This is a genomic window from Streptomyces sp. NPDC033229 (genome assembly GCF_055576875.1).
Genome location: NZ_JBVIQR010000012.1, coordinates 69795 through 87687, shown reverse-complemented (window position 1 = coordinate 87687; position 17893 = coordinate 69795). Strand labels below are relative to the sequence as shown.

Genomic DNA, 17893 nt, shown 5'->3' with positions numbered 1-17893 from the left:
GGCCTAGCAGGCGCAGCCGTCCCGTAGTTCCTTCAGCCGCGCCACATCCGCGGCGTGCCCCTCCTTGCCGCCCGGCGTCTCGATCGTCAGCGGCACCCCCTCGGTCGCCGGATGCGTGAACAGCTCCGCGAAGGGCTCGGCGCCGATATGGCCGGAACCGATGTTCTCGTGCCGGTCCCGGTGCGCGCCGACGGCCTCCTGGGAGTCGTTCGCGTGGATCAGCCGCAGCCGGCCCTCGCCCACGACGGAGACCAGTTCGTCGAGCGTCTGCTTCATCCCGCCGGTCTCGGCGAGGTCGTGACCCGCCGCGAAGACATGGCAGGTGTCCAGGCAGACCCCGAGCTTCGGGTGGTGCTCCAGCGCCTCGAAGTACGGCCCGAGATCCGCCACCAGTGAGCAGAGCGAGGCGCCCTGACCGGCCGTCGGCTCCAGCAGCAGCCACGGGTCGTCGTCATGGGTCAGCTCGTCCAGCAGCGGCAGCAGCCGCTCGTGGACCTGCGCCAGGGCCTCGCGGCGCGGTCGGCCGCCGGTCGCCGAACCGGTGTGCACGACGACGCCGAGCGCCCCGATCGCCCGCCCCCGGCGCAGCGAGTGCCGCATCGACTCCACGGACTTCTCCGCCGTCGCCTCGGTGTGCGACCCGAAGTTGATCAGGTAGGGGGCGTGGACGAAGACGGGGAGGGACTCGGCCGCGCAGGCGGCGCGGAATTCCTCGTCCTGCCGGGCGTTGCCGGACGGGGTCGCCCAGCCGCGCGGATTGGCGACGAAGACCTGCACGGCCTCGGCGCCCATCTCCCGGGCGTACGGCAGACCGACCTTGGCCAGCCCGCCGGCCACCGGGATGTGGCCGCCGACGGGGTTACGGGTGCGCGCGGACAGGAGTTCGTTCATGGCCTCGGTCATGGCTCAGAGACCGCCCTTGAGGCGGATGGTGATGGTGTCGCCCTTGGGGGCCTTGTCGCCGCCCTTGACCGACTGACCCTCGACCGAGTCCCGGGGGAAGAGGAACGGCCGGTCCACCTTCACCGCGAAGCCCGCGGCCGTCAGCGCCCTCTTGGCGTCGGCCTCGCTGCGACCGGTGACGTCGGGGACCTCGACCATCTCCTTGCCCTTGGAGACCGTGATGGTGACGGTGTCGCCCTTGGCCGCCTGCTCGCCCCTGGCGGGGGACTGGCCGGCCACCGCGCCCTTCTCCTTGTCGGAGAAGACGGGGTCGTCCGCGACCTTGACCTTGAAACCGCGGCCCTCCAGCGCGGAGGTGGCGTCGCCGATGGACAGCCCGCTCACATCCGGCACGTCCAGTGCCTCGCCCTTGCTGACGGTCAGGGCGACGGCCGTGCCCGGCCGGCGCTCCACGCCCGGCTGCGGGTCGGTCGCGAGCACCGCGTCCTGCGGGGTCTCACCGCTGAACTGCCGGCCGATCTCGCCGACCGTCAGCCCCGCGGCCTCGATCTTCCGCTTCGCGGCACCGAAGGGCATGCCCACGACATTGGGCACCTCGGCCCGGGCGGGGCCCTTGGACAGGACGATCGTCACCTTGCCCGTGTTGCGGATGCGTCCGCCCGGCCCGGGGTCGGTGGAGATGACATGACCGCGCTCGATCGTGTCGCTGACCTCCTCCTTGACCTTCACCCCGAGGCCTGCTCCGCGCAGCTCCTGCTCGGCCTTCTCCCGCGTCATGTCCAGGACGGCCGGGACCTTCGTGAACTGGCCGGAGTTGATGTACCAGACCCCCGAGCCCGCCAGCACCAGCAGCACGGCGGCGAGCACGGCGATCAGCCCCCACCGGGGCCGTGGCCGGTCCGCGCGTGGCGCGGCGCCCGGCGGGGGCGGCGGCGCGGGCACGTGGTCCAGTCGCGTGGTGTGGTTGAGCTGATCGTCAGGGGCGGGCGCGGGCGGTGCCGCGGCGGTCCGCGGGATCACGCTCGTACGGTCCTCGGAACCGACGTGGTCCGGGCCCGGCTCCGCGTCGCGGCCGTCGACCGCGGCCCGCGGCGGCACCATGTCGAGCTGCTCGTCGGACAGGCTCTCGCGCACCCCGCGGAGCAGCCCCAGCAGCGCGATCGCGTCGGCCGGTCGCAACCGCGGGTCGCGCGCGGTCGCGGCGGCCACGAGGGCGTCCAGCTCGGCCGCCAGCTCCGGGACGGCCGCCGACGGCGGCGGCACGTCCTCGTGGAGGTGGCGGTAGAGGACCTGCGCGGGGGTGCTGCCGGTGTGCGGCTTGGCGCCGGTGAGCATCTCGTAGAGGACGACGCCACAGGCGTAGACGTCCGCGCGGGTGTCGGCGGTGCCGTGCTCCAGCTGCTCGGGCGCGAGATAGGACACGGTGCCGAGCACGGAGCCGCTGTTGGTCGTGGTGTTGGTGTCGACGGCCCGCACGAGCCCGAAGTCGGCGACCTTGACCCGGCCGTCGTCGCCGATCAGCACGTTCTCCGGCTTCATGTCCCGGTGCACCAGCCCGGCCAGATGCGCGGCGCCGAGCGCGGCCAGCACGGGCTCCGCGATGTCGAGCGCGGCACGCGGCTGGAGGGCCTTGCGCTCGCGCAGCACGTCGCGCAGCGTGCATCCGGCCACGTACTCCATCGCCAGATAGACGTAGGCGCCGTCGGTGCCCTGGTCGAAAACGCCCACCACATTGGGGTGGTCGAGCCGTGCCACGGACTTGGCCTCACGGATGAAGCGCTCCACGAAGGCCTCGTCGGCGGCGAGGCCGGGATGCATCACCTTCAGCGCGAGCACACGGTCGAGCCGGGTGTCGACGGCCCGGTAGACCGTGGCCATGCCACCGACGGCGATCCGCGCCTCGACGCGGTAGCGGCTGTCGAGCACGTGCCCGACGAGCGGGTCCCCCAGGGTCGTATCCACGGCATACGAGTCTACGAGCCACGACGAGCAGGTCGAACGCGGTGCGCCTGCGGCGGGGATCCGCAGCCGAACGGTGACATTGGGCAGGCTGCTGCCCCTGCCTATTCGGGGTGCCGTTGTCGTGTACGGCGCGGCCGTGTCGTGCGCACCACCGCTGCGCGGCGGTGTCCTCCAACGCCGGAAAGGGTTTATTTCAACCCATCCCGCGTTTGGGGGAGAGACCACAGGGGGCTCCCCCCCCCCCCCTTCCCCCCCCCCCCCCCCCCCTTCCCCCCCCCCCCCCCCCCCCCCCCCCCCCCCCCCCCCCCGCGCCCGCAGGGCGCTCGCCGCCGCAGGCGGCAAGGACGGCCCGCGGCCGAAGAGCCGCCGGACACGTCCTAGAACGCCGGCCGCTCCGGGTCGAAATCCGCCAAGCCCTCCGCGGGAGAAGACGCCTCGGCGAAGTGGCGGCGGGGGATGCGGCCCGCTCGGTGGGCCAGGCGGCCCGCCTGCACCGCGTGGCGCATGGCCTCCGCCATCAGGACCGGCTCCTGGGCGCGGGTCACGGCCGAGGCGAGCATCACCGCCGCGCACCCCAGCTCCATCGCCAGCGCCGCGTCGGACGCCGTGCCCGCGCCCGCGTCGAGGATCACCGGGACCTGGGCGCGCTCGGTGATCAGCTGGAAGTTGTGCGGGTTGCGGATGCCGAGGCCGGAGCCGATGGGCGAGCCCAGGGGCATGATCGCGGCGCAGCCGATGTCCTCCAGCTTGCGGGCGAGGACCGGGTCGTCGTTGGTGTACGGCAGGACGGTGAAGCCGTCGTCCACCAGGATCTCGGCGGCGTCCAGCAGCTCGATGGGGTCCGGCAGCAGGGTGCGCTCGTCGGCGATCACTTCGAGCTTGACCCAGTCCGTGCCGAGCGCCTCCCGGGCCAGCCGCGCGGTGAGGACCGCCTCGCCGGCGGTGAAGCAGCCCGCCGTGTTCGGCAGGACGCGGATGTCGTGCTTCTCCAGGACGGAGAGCACCGAGCCCCGCACACCGGCGTCCAGCCGGCGCATGGCGACCGTGGTCAGCTCGGTGCCGGAGGCGAGCAGCGCGCGCTCCAGCACGTCGAGGCTGGGCGCCCCGCCCGTACCCATGATCAGCCGGGAGGAGAACGCCGTGCCCGCGATGGTGAGCAGATCGTCTGCCATCGGTGCGGATCAGCCCCCCTGCACGGCGGTGAGGACCTCGACGCGGTCGCCGTCGCCGAGCGTCGTGGCGGGCCACTGGCCGCGGGGGACGACGGTCTCGTTGACGGCGGCGGCGACGCCCGCGCGCGCGGTGGTGAGGGCCGTCACGAGGCCGTCGAGGGTCAGCCCCCGGGGCACCTCGCGGCGCTCGCCGTTGACGTGGATGCCGACGTTGGCCTCGGGGCTGTCGGTGGGATCGGTGGGGTTCATGCGGGCAGCTCCTGGAGCGCGTTCGAGAAGCGTCGGGGGGAGAAGGGCAGGGCCGTCTCGGGCAGCCGTCCGGTGGTCAGCACCTCGGCCATCACCTCGCCGGTGAGCGGGGTGAGCAGGATGCCGTTGCGGTGGTGGCCGGTGGCCGTGAGCAGGCCGGGCAGCTCGGTCGGGCCGAGCAGGGGAGCGTTGTCGGGGGAGCCGGGACGCAGCCCGGCGCGGGTCTCGACCAGGGGCAGCTCGGTGATGCCGGGCACCAGCTCGTGGGCGTCGCGCAGCAGCTCGTACACCCCGCCGGCGGTGACGGTGGTGTCCCAGCCGAGCTCCTCCGTCGTGGCGCCGACGACCAGCTCGCCGTTCTCGCGCGGCACCAGATAGACGGGGCCGCCGCGGACGACCGCCCGTACGGTCCGGGAGAGGAAGGGCGCGTACGGGCCGGGCACCCGCAACCGCAGGATCTGGCCCTTGACCGGGCGGACCGGGGGCAGGACGTGCTCGGGGAGCCCCGCGAGACGGCCGCTGTGGCTGCCCGCGGCGAGCACGGTCGCCCCGGCGGCGACCCGGGTGCCGTCGGCGAGCTCCGCCCCGGTGGCGCGCTCCCCCGTGACGTCGACGCGGACGGCCTCCGCCCGGTGGAAGCGCACCCCGGCCCGCTCACAGGCGATGAGCAGGGCCTTCGCGAGTCGCCGGGGATCGGTCTGGTGGTCGCCGTCCACCCGCAGACCGCCGCTCACCCCCGGCGCGAGCATCGGCTCCAGCCGACGGCACTCGCGCCCCGACAGCCACTGCGAGTCCAGGCCGGACCGCTGCTGGAGGGCGTGCAGCTCGCGCAGATGGGCGCGGTCGTCGGCGTCGAGGGCGACGGCGAGCGTGCCGCAGGCGCGATAGCCGGTGTCCTGGCCGCTCGCCTCCTCCAGCTCGGCCGTGAACGCCGGATAGCGCCGCGCGGAGGCCAGATTCAGGGCGAGCAGCCGCTGCTCGCCGTGGTGCAGCTCTGTCACGGCGGCGAGCATGCCCGCCGCGACCAGCGCCGCGCCGCCGCCGGGCGCGGGGTCCGCGACGACCGTGCGCAGACCGCGCTGCGCCGCGCGCCACGCCGTGACGAGACCGATGACACCGCCGCCGACGACGAGCACGTCGCAGACGGTGTCCGACGGCGTGCCCCGGCCTGGAGACATGGTGGAAGACGCGTGCATGGGCGTCCAGCCCCTCCCTTCGCCGGCATGACCCGGATCAGGTTCGTACGGTCGGAGGCCGTCCAGCCTCCCTCTCAGCCCGGTCGTCCGGGCTCCCGCGAGTGCTTTGCACCGCCACCCTAGTACGCGCCGCGAAACGACCGGAAGGGCGGCCGGACGGGGAGCCTCGTACCGTTCCGCGGCCTCCGGCGGCCAAACATCGTGACGCTGTGTCAGAGGTCTCCGCACCCGGTGCTCCGGTACGGCCCGGCCGCAGCCCTACAGTGATCGGGTGAGCGAGCACGGGAAAGCAGCGAAGACCTCCACCGAGCAGCGGATCGTCATCGTCGGCGCCGGGATGGCCGGGGTGCAGACCGCCGTCGCCCTGCGCGAGCAGGGCTGGCGCGGCGCGATCTCCGTTCTGGGCGCCGAGCCCCACCAGCCGTACGACCGGCCGCCGCTCTCCAAGGCCGTCCTGCTCGGCAAGGCGGAGGGGTCGGCCTTCGAGGTGGACTTCGAGTCGCTCGGCATAGAGCTCGAACTCGGGCGGGAGGTCACCGGCCTGCGCGCCGACGAGCACCTGCTGGAGACCGGGAACGGGCCCGTGCCGTACGACGTGCTGGTCATCGCCACCGGCGCCGAGCCCCTCGCCCTGCCCGGCAGCGAGGACGTGCCCGGGGTGCACCTGCTGCGCACCCTCGACGACGCCGAGCGGCTGCGCCCGGTGCTGGCCCGGCAGCACGACGTCGTGGCCGTCGGCGCGGGCTGGATCGGCGCGGAGTTCGCGACCGCCGCGCGCGAGGCGGGCTGCCGGGTGACGGTCGTGGAGGCCGCCGAGCTGCCGCTGGCGGGCGCCATGCCACCCGAGGTCGCCGTCCACATGTCCCGGTGGTACGCCGACAGCGGAGCCCGGCTGCTGACCGGCGCGCGCGTGGCCGCCGTGGAACCGGGCGCGGTGCTGCTGGCCGACGGCACCCGGCTCGCGGCGGACGCGGTGGTCGTCGGCATCGGGGCGCGGCCCGCGACGGGCTGGCTGGCCGGTTCGGGCATCGCACTCGCGGCGGACCACTCCGTCGTCACCGACGACCGGCTGCGCACGTCCCTGCCCGACGTCTATGCCGTCGGCGACTGCGCGTCCTTCCCCTCCGCCCGCTACGGCGAGCGGCTGCTCGTGCACCACTGGGACAACGCCCTCCAGGGCCCCCGGACCGTTGCCGCGAACATCGTCCACGGCCCGGCCGAGAGCCCGGTCTACGACCCGGTGCCCTACTTCTGGTCCGAGCAGTTCGGCCGCTTCGTGCAGTACGCGGGCCACCACGCGGCCGCCGACGAGCTCCTGTGGCGTGGCGACCCCGACGGCGCCGCCTGGACGGTGTGCTGGCTGCGCGCGGGCGTCCTGGTGGCCCTGCTCGCCGTGGGCCGCCCCCGCGACCTGGCCCAGGGGCGCAAGCTCATCGAGCGGGGCGCGGCCATCGACCGTGCGAAGGCCGCGGACGCGTCCGTGCCGCTGAAGTCCGCCGCTCTTTGACGTGCCGTTCGCCTGCCGGGCGGATCTTCGGCCGCGGGCCGTCTGTGCCGCCCGCGGCGGCGAGCGCCCTGCGGGCGCGTCCTCGATCGCCGGAAGGGCTTGTTTTTGACTGAGCTCAGCCAGAACAAGCCCGTCCGGCGATCGAGGAGGACGGTTCCGGACGCGGCTCGGGTCAACCCGGCTACCCACTGTCAGTCCTAGATGGCAGGCTTGTCCCGTGACCGAGATTGACGCAAAGATTGATGCTCTCGTCCCCGCCTGGCTCAACCTCCCCGACATCGCCGAAATTCTCGATGTCGAGGTGACGCGCGTCCGGCAGCTGGTCAAGGAAGGCCAGCTGATCGCCGTGCGCCGTGGCGAGAACCGAGTGCTCCAGGTGCCCGCCGACTTCGTCGGCGAGGGCAAGGTCGTCAAGGGCCTGGCCGGGACCCTGACGCTGCTGCGGGACGACGGCTTCAGCGACGAGGAAATGCTGGAGTGGCTGTTCACCCCGGACCCGACCCTGCCCGGGACCCCCGCGCAGGCGCTGCGCGAGAATCGTGGCACGGAGGTGAAGCGCCGCGCCCAGGCGCTCGCCGTCTGACGCGCCCGAAGGCGCCGTAGACGCGAAGTGAAAACCGTCCGGCGTACGGGCACGGGAGCCTCCCGTGCCCGTACGCCGCCGACCCGGGGGGACCCACGACATGTCCGTCACCGCACGCGAGCGGCTCGCCGACGCCCGGCTCTATCTGTGCACCGACGCCCGCAAGCGCCAGGGCGACCTGCCGGAGTTCCTGGACGCCGTGCTCGGTGACGGAGGCGTCGACATCATCCAACTGCGCGACAAGGGCATGGAGGCGGGGGAGGAGCTGGAGCACCTCGCCGTCTTCGCCGAGGCGGCCCGTCGGCACGGCAGGCTCCTCGCGGTGAACGACCGCGCCGACGTCGCGCACGCCATCCGCTCCGACGTCCTCCACCTGGGCCAGGGCGATCTTCCGGTGCCGGCCGCGCGGGCCGTCCTCGGCGACGACGTGCTGATCGGCCGCTCCACCCACGCCGAGGCGGAGGTGGCCGCCGCGGCCGTCGAGCCCGGCGTCGACTACTTCTGCACCGGCCCCTGCTGGCCGACCCCGACCAAGCCCGGCCGGCACGCCCCCGGCCTCGATCTGGTGCGCTACGCCGCGGCCCTGGAGACCGAGGGGCCCGGGCGGCCCTGGTTCGCCATCGGCGGCATCGACGCCGGCAATCTGGACGAGGTGCTCGAGGCCGGCGCCCGGCGGGTCGTCGTGGTGCGCGCCATCACCGAGGCGGACGATCCGGGCGAGGCCGCGGCCCGGCTCGCGAAGCGCGTGCGCGATTACGCCGGGTAACCCCACGGGGTGTGACCAGCAGCGCGACCGGCGAAGGGTCATGGAGCGCCCACGATATTTCCATGGAATGTCCAAGGTGTGGACAGTGGTCGGGCGAAAAGGGCATATCGAAAAAGATGGTTGGGGCCTCCGTCGGACCGCTGGTTAACTTGCCGGTATGGCCCTTGGCACTGCTTCCACCAGGACAGACCATGCGCACACGGTGCGTGAGCTACTCGCCCGCGGCGAGCGCTCGTATTCGTTCGAGTTCGCGGCCCCGAAGACCGAGAAGGGCGAGCGGACGCTGTGGAACGCCATTCGCCGCATCGAGGCCGTCGCACCCACATTCGTCTCCGTGACCTACGGCGCGGGCGGCTCCTCCCGTGAGGGCACCGTGCGGGCGACCGAGCGCATCGCGACCGACACCACCCTCACCCCCGTCGCGCATCTGACGGCGGTCAACCACTCCACGGCCGAACTCCGCAACGTCATCGGCCAGTACGCCGACGTCGGCATCCGTAACATGCTCGCCCTGCGCGGCGACCCGCCCGGCGACCCCATGGGCGACTGGGTGCGGCACCCGAAGGGCATCGACCACGCCGCCGACCTGGTGCGGCTCATCAAGGAGTCCGGCGACTTCTGCGTCGGCGTCGCGGCGTTCCCCGAGATGCACCCGCGCTCCACCGACTGGGAAACCGATATCCGGCACTTCGTGGACAAGTGTCGCGCGGGTGCGGATTTCGCCATCACCCAGATGTTCTTCTACCCCGAGGACTATCTGCGGCTGCGTGACCGCGTCGCGGCGGCGGGATGCGACACCCCGATCATCCCGGAAATCATGCCCGTCACGAATGTGCGCCAGATCGAACGATTCGCACAGCTCAGCAACGCGGCGTTCCCGCCGGATCTGGCGGAACGGATCCTCGCGGTCAAGGACGACCCGGCGGCTGTACGCTCGATCGGGATCGAGTACGCCACGCAGCTGTGCACTCGGTTGATGGCCGAGGAGATTCCCGGGCTGCATTTCATTACCCTGAACCACTCCACGGCGACTTTGGAAATCTACGAGAATCTGGGACTGCACCAGCGGTCCTGACGGCCGGCCCGCGAACGGCGGCCGCACGAGAGGGGCGTTAATGGGCTGGACGGTCCTCTACATCGCGTTCGGCGTCGTCGCGCTCTGGCTGCTGGGCGAGGTGTTGCTGCAGTACAAGGCGCGGTTGCGCTGGCGGCTTCTCGCCTTCGTCGGCTTCCTCGGCGTGGTCGTGGGCGTGCTCATCCCCTCCGTCGTGGTCATCGGGGTGGGCGCGATCGCCTTCGCCATCGGACAGACGTATGTGACGCTCTCCTTCCGCCGCGGCTTCTCCACCGGCTGGGCGATCCGCCGCGGCAAGGACGACGCCGTGGACGGCAAGGAGCCCGCCGGGTCCGCGGGAGCGGAGAAGACCCGGGCGGGCCGCCGACGCCGGGGCGGGGGCGCCGCTCCCCTCGCCGAGCCGACCCTCGAGGTCTCGGGTCTCGAAGTGCACCCGGTCCCCGAGGCCGACCCGGGCCCGGCCCTGCTGCCCAACGCGGCCCACCAGCCCGCCCCCGCGGCGTCGGACGAGGCCACCCCCGGCGCGTACGGCGGCTACGGCGACACCACCGGCTACGACCAGGGCCAGGACACGAGCGTCTTCGGCACCTACGACCCGTACGGCGGTCAGGCCTCCGACGCCCCCGGCACCCCCACTCAGGGCGAACAGGGCGGCCAGGGTGCCTATGCGGGCCAGTTCGACTACGGGCAGGGTCAGTACGCGCCCTACTCCGACCCCTACATCGGCAACCGCCAGCAGTCCTACGAGACCTACGAGGGCTACGGACAGCAGGACGCCTACGCCCAGCAGCAGTACGGCACGGCCGCGCCCGCCGGCTACCCCCTCGACGCGTACGGCATGCCGCAGCAGTACGACATCGACACCCCGCCCGGCGGTGTCTGGGTGCCGCAGCAACGCGACAACGACACCCCGCCGCCGCCGGCCGGGCAGCAGCCGCCCTACCCCGAGCAGTTGCCGGGCCACGGCTACGACGGTCAGCACTACCGCTACTGACGCACGGCCGGCGCCCACGTCGCCTCTCGCACCCGCCCGGCGGGTGCGAGAGGCGACGGCTCATTGCGAGCCGCGCCAGTCCGCGCCGGAGACGATGAGACCGGCGACCAGTGCCCCGGACATCCCGGCGTGGGCGAGCCCGCCGCCGGGGTGGGCGAAACCGCCCGCGAGGTGGAGACCGGGCACCGGGGTCGCGTTGCCGGGGCGCAGGAAGCGGCCGTCCGCACCCGCCAGCACCGGCGCGGGCACCCCGCCGCCCTCGGCCCCGAGGGCCGCTTCCGTATCGGCCGGAGTACGGACCTCCCGCCACAGCAGCCGCTCCCGCAGCCCCGGCACGGCCGCCGCGGCGGCGTCGACCATCCGGTCCGCGAAGCCCTCGGCAGTCGGCACGTCGGTCCAGTCGACGCGTCCGTGCGGTGCGACCGTGGCGCTGAGGGTGACGGCCTCATGCCCGTCGTCCGGGCGGGCGGCCGGATCGTCCGGACGCAGCACGGTCACCGTCGGCCGGTAGTCCGCCCGGCCCGAACCGGAACCCGCACCGCGCCCTGCGGCCGGCCGGTCGTCGTCACCGAAGACGGCCGCCAACTCCGCCGCCCGGTCGCCGGTGTGGACCACCGTACGGTGGACGACGCCTTCGGGCCGGGCCCCGCGCAGCGCGAGGAAGACCGTGAACCTGCCGGGCGGCACCGGGGCCTGGAACGTCGTGGCCGCGCCCGGCGCGATCCTCGCCAGCTGCCCGGGCGAGACCCCGGCGACCACCAGGTCCGCCTCGGCCACGCTCCCGTCGGCCAGCTCCACACCGGCGGCGCGCCCGTCCTTCTCCAGCAGCCGGGCCACCTCCGCCTCGAAGTGGAACTCCACCTTGCGGTCCCTGCACCGCTCGTACAGCGCGTCGGCGAGCGCCCGCACGCCCCCGCTCACATACCAACTGCCGAAGGTCTGCTCCATGTACGGCAGCACGGTCGCGCTGCCGGGGGCGCGGCGCGGGTCCAGCCCGTACGCCAGGGCGTGGCTCTCCAGGAGGGCGGCCAGCCGTGCGTCCCCGAGCTCCCGCTCCGCGACGGACGCGAGGGTGACCGGGACGCGCCGCCTGAACAGAACGCGCTTGCGCACCGCGGGATAGGGATCCCGGCCCAGGGCCGTCCGGTCCTCGCGCAGCGGCTCCTCCAGCAGCGGCCGCCGGGTCGCGTCCCAGACCTCGCGCGCCCGGTTGACCAGGTCGCTCCAGCGCTCGCCCGCGCCGGGGCCGATGGCGTCGTCCAGCGCCTGGACGACGCCGGCCCGGGAGGCGTTGGGCAGCGAGACGTCCGTGCCGTCCGCGAAGACGTGCCGGCTCGCCGGGTCGACCTGGGCCAGACCGACGCACCGCTCCAGCGGCTCCTTGCCCGTCTTGACGAACAGGTCGCGGTAGACGGCGGGCAGATGCAACAGCCCCGGCCCCGTGTCGAAGACGAAGCCGTCCTTCTCGAGGCGCCCCACGCCGCCCCCGTGCGTCGCCGCGCGCTCGTACACCGCCACCCGGTGGCCCGCGACGGCCAGCCGGGCGGCGGCTGCCATCGCGCCCATCCCGGCGCCGATCACCACAATCCGTGCCATGCCAGTGACTGTATCCGGCGGCACCGACAACACCGACAACACGGCCCGGCACCTGCCCCGGGCCGTCCGGCCGCTCCCGCCGACCGCCGCCGCCGGGGGTGAACGCTCAGGCGTGAGTACACGTACTCAGTACCGGAGATGAGTAGCTGCGCGGATGGGACGGGGCCCGCTCGGAAGGAAGAGTGGTGCCCACGGAAGAGCCGGAGCGCCGGACCGCCGACACGGGGCGGCGGAACGGGACGACGGCTCGGCCGTGACGGGGGAGAACCGGGTCTCCACGGGGGAAACGCGGAGGCCCGGGGAGCACGGGGGAAGTACGGGGGAACACTGTTCCGGTGCGGGCCGAGGGGGATCGGACCGCACCGGAACAGCGCCGTTTCCGCCCGGTGCCCGCCCGTTCGAGGCCGCTCCCGTCAGCGGCCGGCGCCGCCGACCCGTCCCTGCAGCAGCCGTGACAGCGCCGAGTGCACCTCCTCGACCGACCGCTCCGGCTGGTACGACTGCCAGTCCAGGGCCGCCACCAGCACCATCCCGAACAGCGCCGACGCCGTCAGCGGCACGTCGATCTCCGGGCTCAGCTCACCGGCGGCGACCGCCTCCCGCAGCACGGACTCGATGACCGCGATCGCCTTCTGCCGCACCTGCATCAGCGTCGACTGCCAGGCCCGGTTGGTGCGCCACAGTTCGGCCACGTACAGCTGGGTGAGCGCCGGATAGCGGGAGATGAAGTCCAGCCCGGCCCCGATCATCGCGTCCAGCGCGTCGACCCTGCGGCCGCCGCGCTCGGCGCTCTCGTCGGCCGCCCGCTGCAGGGAGTCGGCCAGCAGCTCGATGCCGTGCCGCAGCAGCTCCTCGAACAGCACGGACTTGCTGGCGAAGTTGTAGTAGACCGTGCCCTTGGCGACCCCGGCCCGTTCGGCGATCTCGTCCACCGTGGTGGAGGAGAAGCCCTGCTCGGCGATGAGGGTGACCGCCGCCTCGAAGAGCTTCCGCCGGGTGTTCTGACGGCGCGTACCGCTGCTGTCCATGGGGATGATTCTCCCTGCCGACGAGGTGGCGTTGCTCACAGGGCTCATCCGGCTCACAGGCTCAGCTCCGGGTGCAGCCGGTCCACCGTCCAGACCTGCTTGCGCCGGGCCGTCCACGCGGTGAGCGTCAGCGCGCCCAGCGTGAACGCGGCCAGCACGCCGCAGGCCCGCCACACCGGGCCGGGGCCGCCGCCGGTGATGAGGTGGCGCAGTCCGTCCACCACGTAACTCATCGGCAGGAAGGGGTGGACGGCGTTGAAGAACCCCGGGCTGGTCTGCACCGGATACGTGCCGCCCGCCGACGTCAGCTGGAGCATCAGCAGCGCCAGGACGAGAATGCGCCCGGCCGGACCGAAGCGGGCGCCCAGCCACTGCACGATCGCGGCGAAGCACGCGGTGACCAGGACCAGGAAGCCCATCGTGGCCGCGGCGCGCGGCAGTTCCAGCCCGAGCAGCCAGTGCAGCACGGCCAGCAGCGCGCCGGCCTGGAGCACTCCGATCGCGGCGACCGGCAGCCAGCCCGCGAGGGCGATCCGCCAGCCGCCCGCACCGATGGCGAGCGCCCGCCGGTTGAGCGGCTGGATCAGCATGTAGGCGACCATCGCCCCCACCCAGAGGGAGAGCGGGATGAAGTAGGGCGCGAAACCGGTGCCGTAATTGGCCGCCTTGTGCGTGGCCTCGGAGGCCAGCGCGACCGGGTCGGCCATCACCCGGGTGCGGGCGTCACGCTCCTTCCTGCCGTAGTCGGGGATCCGGTCGACGCCGTCCCGCAGCCCGTCGGCGAGTTCGGCGGAGCCGTCGGAGAGCTTGAACATGCCGCCCTGGAGGGTGCCCGCGCCCTCGCGCAACTTCCCGATCCCGCCGTCCAGATCGCCGACGCCCGCCTTGGCGGTGCCGAGTCCGGTGTGCAGCCTCCCGGCCCCGGAGTGCAGCGCCCCGGCGCCCTCGGCGACCTTCCGCGCGCCCGCGTCGAGGGCGTTGACCTTGCGCACGGCACCGTCGATGTCCCGGGCGAGGTGCGGGGCCTCCTCGGCGAGCCGCACGGCGTAGGTGTGGAGGGTGTCCAGCGTGCCCGGCAGCCGGTCCAGTGCGCCGTTCTCGTTGTGGACCAGCGCGCTCAGGGCCGCGGCGCCGTCCGCCGACTTCCCGGCGGCGAACACCGCTTTGCGCAGCTCCGGGCAGACGGCATCGGGAGCGGCCGGCTTCTCGCTCCCGCACGACTTGTCGTATACGGCCGCCAGGGCGTCCGCGGCGCGGCGGCTGCTCTCGGCGAGACGGGCGGCGGTGGCGGGGGAGGGCAGGTCGTCCAGGTGGTCCCGCAGCGTCTTCGTCTCCCTGGCGACGACGCGGGCGGTGCGGCCGATCGCCTCGGCGTTCTCCTTGACGAAGGCGCCCTCCTTCGCCGCGGCGCCGTTGACCTTGTCGGCCAGTTGCCGGGTGCCGTCCGCGACCTTCCGCGCGCCCGTGGCCAGCTCCTGGGACTTGGTGTCCAAGGTGCCCGCCCCGGTGTGCAGTTCGTCCACGCCCTCCTGGAGGTCGCCGCTGCCCTTCTTCGCGTCCGCCAGCCCCTTTTCGAGGTCGCCGGCGCCCTTCTTCGCCCTGCCGATGCCGTCGTCGAGCTTCCCCGCCCCCTCCGCGGCCTTCGCCGTCCGGTCGTGGAGGTCGGAGAAGGAGACGAAGATCTTGTCGTAGAAGGACCGCGAGGTCTTACGGGAGGCGGCCGCCCGTACCTCGGAGAAGACCGTGCGGGAGATCTGGCCGACGATGTAGTTGTTGGAGTCGTTGGTCCGCACCTGGAGCGCGCCCGTCCGCGGGGTCCGGCCCGAGCTGGAGGCGACCTGCGCGCTGAAGTCGGCGGGAACGGTCAGCGACAGGTAGTACGTGCCGTTCTCGACGCCCTTGCGCGCCGCCTCGGCGCTCGTCTCGTGCCACTGGAACGACTTGCTGTCGCGCAGCCCCTTGGCGATCGTGTCGCCCGCGGTGAGTCTCTGCCCGTCCACGGTGGCGCCCCGGTCGGCGTTGACCAGGGCCACGGGCACCTTGTCGAGGCGCCCGTAGGGATCCCAGAAGGACCACAGATACAGCGCGCCGTAGAGCAGCGGCAGCAGCAGGAGCGCGACGAGTGCCGCGCGGGGGAGCCGTCCCCTGCCGAACCGCCTCAGCTCAAGCGCGGCCAGTTTCGGTGAGCGCATCCGCCGCGTCCTCCTTGTCACTGGTGTCCGTGCCCGCTTCGTGGCAGGCGGTCGGGACGACGACCGTGGCCTCGGGCGGTGCCGTGCCGCACACCGCGAGCACGGTCGTCCCGGCGTCGGCGACCGACCGCAGCAGCGCCCACGCGCGCGTGCGCTCCGCGTCCGAGAGCTTGAGGTCGGTGTCGTCCACGGCGAGCAGCCGTGGACCGCCGATCAGCGCGAGGGCCACCGACAGCCGCAGCGACTCCAGCCGCTGAAGGTCCCGTACGGCCGTGCGGTCGTCTTTGGGCAGGGCCGCCGGGTCCAGCCCGGCGGCCGCCAGTGCCCCCTCGACGCGGGCCGCGGCCTCCGCCGTCCGCTCGGCGCGCGACCGCAGCAGACCGCGCAGCGGGCCGCCGAACCGGCGGCGCAGCAGCGCTCGTTCGCGCAGGTGCTCGGCGACGGTCAGCGAGGTGTCGAGCTCGGCGACGCCGGGTACGTGCGCGAGAGCGCTGATCCGCCGGACCGCCGCCATGTTCCTCCGGTGCGCGCCGCGGCCCGTCCCGGACAGCGGCAGTCCGGCGACCTCGGCCCGGCCGGCGCCGGCCCGCATCCGGCCGGTGAGCGCGAGCAGCAGACAGGTGCGGCCCGAGCCGGAGGGGCCCTCGACGGCGACGAGCGCGCCGGGCGCGGCCGTGACGTCCACGTCACGGAAGGCCCAGCCGCGCGGACCCCGGACGCCGAACCCCTCGGCCCTGACGGCGGCCCCGGGCGGGGCGTCGGTCGGCGGAGCGCTGTTCACACGAACCTCCCGTACCAGAAGCTGCACTGACCGGTCAGTGCAAAAGCATGCGGGGGAAGCCCCCGCGCCCGTCAACCACGGACGGAGGTTTTCGGCCGGACTCCTGGCCTCCACTGCCCGCGACCGACCGCGCCAACTGCCCCCAGGCACGGTGTTCGTGCAGGCCAGGGCGATTGTCAGTGGTGTGCCCCACGATGGGGGCATACGGCGGCTCCGCCCGCGTGCGGACCGCCCCCGACGAAGGAGGTTCGTCATGGCCGGTAGCGCGAGCGACGTCCGTCCCGTCCCGCCCCTCCAGCCCGTCCCGCGCCGCGCGGCGACCCCGCCCGCGGCCCTCGACCTGCTCGACCAGGCCCAGCACGGGCTGGCGGAAGCCGCCACGCTGCAAGCCCCGCACGAGCGGTACGCCACCGCGCACCTCGCCGCCCTGCGCGCGGCGGCCGCCGTCCTCGCCGTGCGGGGCCGCCCCGAGACCTCCGAGCGGCGTCGCCGGAGGATCCGCAGCGCCTGGGAGGTCCTGCCGGAGGTCGCCCCCGAACTCGCCGAGTGGAGCGCCCTGTTCGCCTCCGGCGCCCCCCGCCGGGCCCGCGCGGAGGCGGGCATCCGCTCCGCGGCGAGCCGCCGGGACGCGGACGATCTGCTGCGGGACGCCGCGGATTTCCTGCGGATCGCCGAGGGGGTGTGCTGCCGCTAGCGCCTGTCCGGCGGATCTTCGGCTGCGGCCCGTCTGTGCCGCCTGCGGCGGCGAGCGCCCTGCGGCGGCGAGCGCCCTGCGGCGGCGAGCGCCCTGCGGGCGCGTCCTCAAACTCCCCCAGCTACCGCTGGGAGGTGCCGCCGGACGGGCTTGTTTGCGGGGCCCGAAGCGTCCGCTCCCGTGATCCGCGGGACACATTAGGCTGGGCACCGCCGAACAGTCCTTCGTCGCCGCCGCCGGGGCGGCGACACCGCGCCGAGGAGCCACCCGCCGTGTCAGACCCGCTGCGCCCCCGGGCGTCCCTCCGTACCGCCGTGGTCTGGGAGGTCCTGCGGGACGCCCTCGGCCGCCGGGCCAAGGCCGCCGGCGGGGACGCCGCGGGCGAGCTCGAGGTCCTCGACACCGGTGGCGGCTCCGGCTACTTCGCGGTGCCCCTCGCCCGTCTCGGACACCGAGTCACCGTCGTCGACCCCAGCCCCAACGCCCTGTTCGCGCTGGAGCGCCGGGCCGCCGAGGCCGGGGTCGCCGACCGGGTGCGCGGGGTCCAGGGCGACGCCCACGGCCTGTTCGACGTGGTCGAGCGCGGCGGCTACGACGCCGTTCTGTGCCACGGCGTGCTGGAGTACGTCGACGACCCCGCCGAGGGCATTCGCAACGCCATCGACGCGCTCCGCCCGGCCGGCACCCTCAGCCTGCTGGCGGCGGGCCAGGGCGGTGCCGTCCTCGCCCGGGCCCTCGCCGGTCACTTCACCGAGGCCCGGCAGATCCTTTCCGACCCGGCCGGCCGCTGGGGCGACGGCGACCCGGTCCCGCGCCGCTTCACCGCCGACCAGCTCACCGAGCTGGTCACCGACGCCGGGCTGGCCGTCAGCTCCGTGCACGGTGTACGGGTCTTCGCCGATCTGGTGCCCGGCGTGCTCGTCGACACCGAGCCCGGCGCCATCGACGCGCTGCTCCAGCTGGAGGCCGCGGCGGCCGAGCTGCCCGCCTTCCACTCCGTGGCCACTCAGCTGCACGTCCTGGCCGAGCGTGGCTGACCGCAAGCGGTAGGTCACAGGCCACCCGATCAGCCCGTTCGCCCCGTATGATCGGTGCACACCGTCCGGCATGGCGGATCGGCGGGCAGGGAATGTACGTCCCGACGTCATCGATCGCCACACCACATCGGTGGGCGGATTGGCGCAGAGGGGCGGGT

General features: G+C 73.8%; 16 protein-coding genes and 1 riboswitch. Of the genes, 7 read left to right on the top strand and 9 right to left on the bottom strand.

The window, feature by feature from the left end:
- Window positions 1-3 precede the first annotated feature (3 nt).
- The 5 genes from ACZ53N_RS13555 to thiO form a co-directional block, all read right to left on the bottom strand.
- The gene (locus ACZ53N_RS13555) at window positions 4-903 is read right to left on the bottom strand and encodes a deoxyribonuclease IV (protein ID WP_469141024.1); all 900 of its coding nucleotides are present in this window, start codon (window positions 901-903) and stop codon (window positions 4-6) included.
- 3 nt (window positions 904-906) lie between these two features.
- On the bottom strand, window positions 907-2865 hold the full coding sequence (gene pknB / locus ACZ53N_RS13550) for a Stk1 family PASTA domain-containing Ser/Thr kinase (RefSeq protein WP_469141023.1): 1959 nt from the start codon (window positions 2863-2865) through the stop codon (window positions 907-909).
- A gap of 377 nt (window positions 2866-3242) precedes the next feature.
- Window positions 3243-4037 (bottom strand): thiazole synthase, encoded by a 795-nt coding sequence (locus ACZ53N_RS13545; protein WP_469141022.1) that lies wholly within the window; start codon window positions 4035-4037, stop codon window positions 3243-3245.
- A 9-nt stretch (window positions 4038-4046) separates the two neighbouring features.
- Window positions 4047-4286, bottom strand: coding sequence for a sulfur carrier protein ThiS (thiS, locus tag ACZ53N_RS13540; RefSeq protein ID WP_469141021.1), 240 nt, complete (start codon window positions 4284-4286; stop codon window positions 4047-4049).
- Entirely contained in the window at window positions 4283-5482 is a 1200-nt protein-coding gene (gene thiO / locus ACZ53N_RS13535; RefSeq protein ID WP_469141020.1) for a glycine oxidase ThiO, read from the bottom strand. Before thiO ends, thiS begins: the two co-directional genes overlap by 4 nt.
- Window positions 5480-5591, bottom strand: a riboswitch (TPP riboswitch). (Overlaps the previous gene by 3 nt.)
- Before the next feature lie 228 nt (window positions 5592-5819).
- On the opposite strand from thiO, the gene ACZ53N_RS13530 reads away from it, so the two are divergent.
- The 5 genes from ACZ53N_RS13530 (at window position 5820) to ACZ53N_RS13510 (ending at window position 10407) form a co-directional block, all read left to right on the top strand.
- On the top strand, window positions 5820-6989 hold the full coding sequence (locus tag ACZ53N_RS13530; RefSeq protein WP_469141097.1) for an NAD(P)/FAD-dependent oxidoreductase: 1170 nt from the start codon (window positions 5820-5822) through the stop codon (window positions 6987-6989).
- Between the two features lie 217 nt (window positions 6990-7206).
- On the top strand, window positions 7207-7572 hold the full coding sequence (locus ACZ53N_RS13525) for an Rv2175c family DNA-binding protein (protein ID WP_130877347.1): 366 nt from the start codon (window positions 7207-7209) through the stop codon (window positions 7570-7572).
- A gap of 100 nt (window positions 7573-7672) precedes the next feature.
- Window positions 7673-8338, top strand: a complete 666-nt coding sequence (gene thiE / locus ACZ53N_RS13520; protein ID WP_469141019.1) for a thiamine phosphate synthase — start codon at window positions 7673-7675, stop codon at window positions 8336-8338.
- Window positions 8339-8495: 157 nt separating this feature from the next.
- Window positions 8496-9413 (top strand): methylenetetrahydrofolate reductase [NAD(P)H], encoded by a 918-nt coding sequence (gene metF / locus ACZ53N_RS13515; protein WP_469141018.1) that lies wholly within the window; start codon window positions 8496-8498, stop codon window positions 9411-9413.
- 40 nt (window positions 9414-9453) lie between these two features.
- Complete coding sequence (locus ACZ53N_RS13510) at window positions 9454-10407, top strand: hypothetical protein (RefSeq protein WP_469141017.1); 954 nt, start codon at window positions 9454-9456, stop codon at window positions 10405-10407.
- 60 nt (window positions 10408-10467) lie between these two features.
- Here ACZ53N_RS13510 and ACZ53N_RS13505 read toward each other — a convergent pair whose 3' ends face one another.
- From ACZ53N_RS13505 to ACZ53N_RS13490, 4 genes are all read right to left on the bottom strand, one after another.
- Window positions 10468-12003, bottom strand: a complete 1536-nt coding sequence (locus ACZ53N_RS13505; protein WP_469141016.1) for a phytoene desaturase family protein — start codon at window positions 12001-12003, stop codon at window positions 10468-10470.
- A 413-nt stretch (window positions 12004-12416) separates the two neighbouring features.
- Window positions 12417-13031, bottom strand: a complete 615-nt coding sequence (locus ACZ53N_RS13500) for a TetR/AcrR family transcriptional regulator (protein WP_130877342.1) — start codon at window positions 13029-13031, stop codon at window positions 12417-12419.
- A 53-nt stretch (window positions 13032-13084) separates the two neighbouring features.
- Complete coding sequence (locus tag ACZ53N_RS13495) at window positions 13085-15223, bottom strand: YhgE/Pip family protein (protein ID WP_469141015.1); 2139 nt, start codon at window positions 15221-15223, stop codon at window positions 13085-13087.
- The gene (locus tag ACZ53N_RS13490; protein ID WP_469141014.1) at window positions 15195-16004 is read right to left on the bottom strand and encodes an ATP-binding cassette domain-containing protein; all 810 of its coding nucleotides are present in this window, start codon (window positions 16002-16004) and stop codon (window positions 15195-15197) included. Before ACZ53N_RS13490 ends, ACZ53N_RS13495 begins: the two co-directional genes overlap by 29 nt.
- A 253-nt stretch (window positions 16005-16257) precedes the next feature.
- Here ACZ53N_RS13490 and ACZ53N_RS13485 point away from each other — a divergent pair, with 253 nt between their 5' ends.
- Both ACZ53N_RS13485 and ACZ53N_RS13480 read left to right on the top strand, forming a co-directional pair.
- Window positions 16258-16698: an SAV_6107 family HEPN domain-containing protein gene (locus tag ACZ53N_RS13485; protein ID WP_469141013.1), complete on the top strand. Its 441-nt coding sequence runs from the start codon at window positions 16258-16260 to the stop codon at window positions 16696-16698.
- Window positions 16699-16970: 272 nt separating this feature from the next.
- On the top strand, window positions 16971-17735 hold the full coding sequence (locus tag ACZ53N_RS13480; RefSeq protein ID WP_469141012.1) for a methyltransferase: 765 nt from the start codon (window positions 16971-16973) through the stop codon (window positions 17733-17735).
- Window positions 17736-17893 lie beyond the last annotated feature (158 nt).

Excerpts from the sequence above, each read along its gene's own strand:
- thiS (WP_469141021.1), bottom strand. The coding sequence starts at position 4,286 with ATGAACCCCACCGATCCCACCGACAGCCCCGAGGCCAACGTCGGCATC.
- thiO (WP_469141020.1), bottom strand. The coding sequence starts at position 5,482 with ATGCACGCGTCTTCCACCATGTCTCCAGGCCGGGGCACGCCGTCGGAC.
- ACZ53N_RS13505 (WP_469141016.1), bottom strand. The coding sequence starts at position 12,003 with ATGGCACGGATTGTGGTGATCGGCGCCGGGATGGGCGCGATGGCAGCC.
- ACZ53N_RS13555 (WP_469141024.1), bottom strand. The coding sequence starts at position 903 with ATGACCGAGGCCATGAACGAACTCCTGTCCGCGCGCACCCGTAACCCC.
- ACZ53N_RS13500 (WP_130877342.1), bottom strand. The coding sequence starts at position 13,031 with ATGGACAGCAGCGGTACGCGCCGTCAGAACACCCGGCGGAAGCTCTTC.
- ACZ53N_RS13485 (WP_469141013.1), top strand. The coding sequence starts at position 16,258 with ATGGCCGGTAGCGCGAGCGACGTCCGTCCCGTCCCGCCCCTCCAGCCC.
- metF (WP_469141018.1), top strand. The coding sequence starts at position 8,496 with ATGGCCCTTGGCACTGCTTCCACCAGGACAGACCATGCGCACACGGTG.
- ACZ53N_RS13510 (WP_469141017.1), top strand. The coding sequence starts at position 9,454 with ATGGGCTGGACGGTCCTCTACATCGCGTTCGGCGTCGTCGCGCTCTGG.
- ACZ53N_RS13530 (WP_469141097.1), top strand. The coding sequence starts at position 5,820 with ATGGCCGGGGTGCAGACCGCCGTCGCCCTGCGCGAGCAGGGCTGGCGC.
- ACZ53N_RS13545 (WP_469141022.1), bottom strand. The coding sequence starts at position 4,037 with ATGGCAGACGATCTGCTCACCATCGCGGGCACGGCGTTCTCCTCCCGG.
- thiE (WP_469141019.1), top strand. The coding sequence starts at position 7,673 with ATGTCCGTCACCGCACGCGAGCGGCTCGCCGACGCCCGGCTCTATCTG.
- ACZ53N_RS13495 (WP_469141015.1), bottom strand. The coding sequence starts at position 15,223 with ATGCGCTCACCGAAACTGGCCGCGCTTGAGCTGAGGCGGTTCGGCAGG.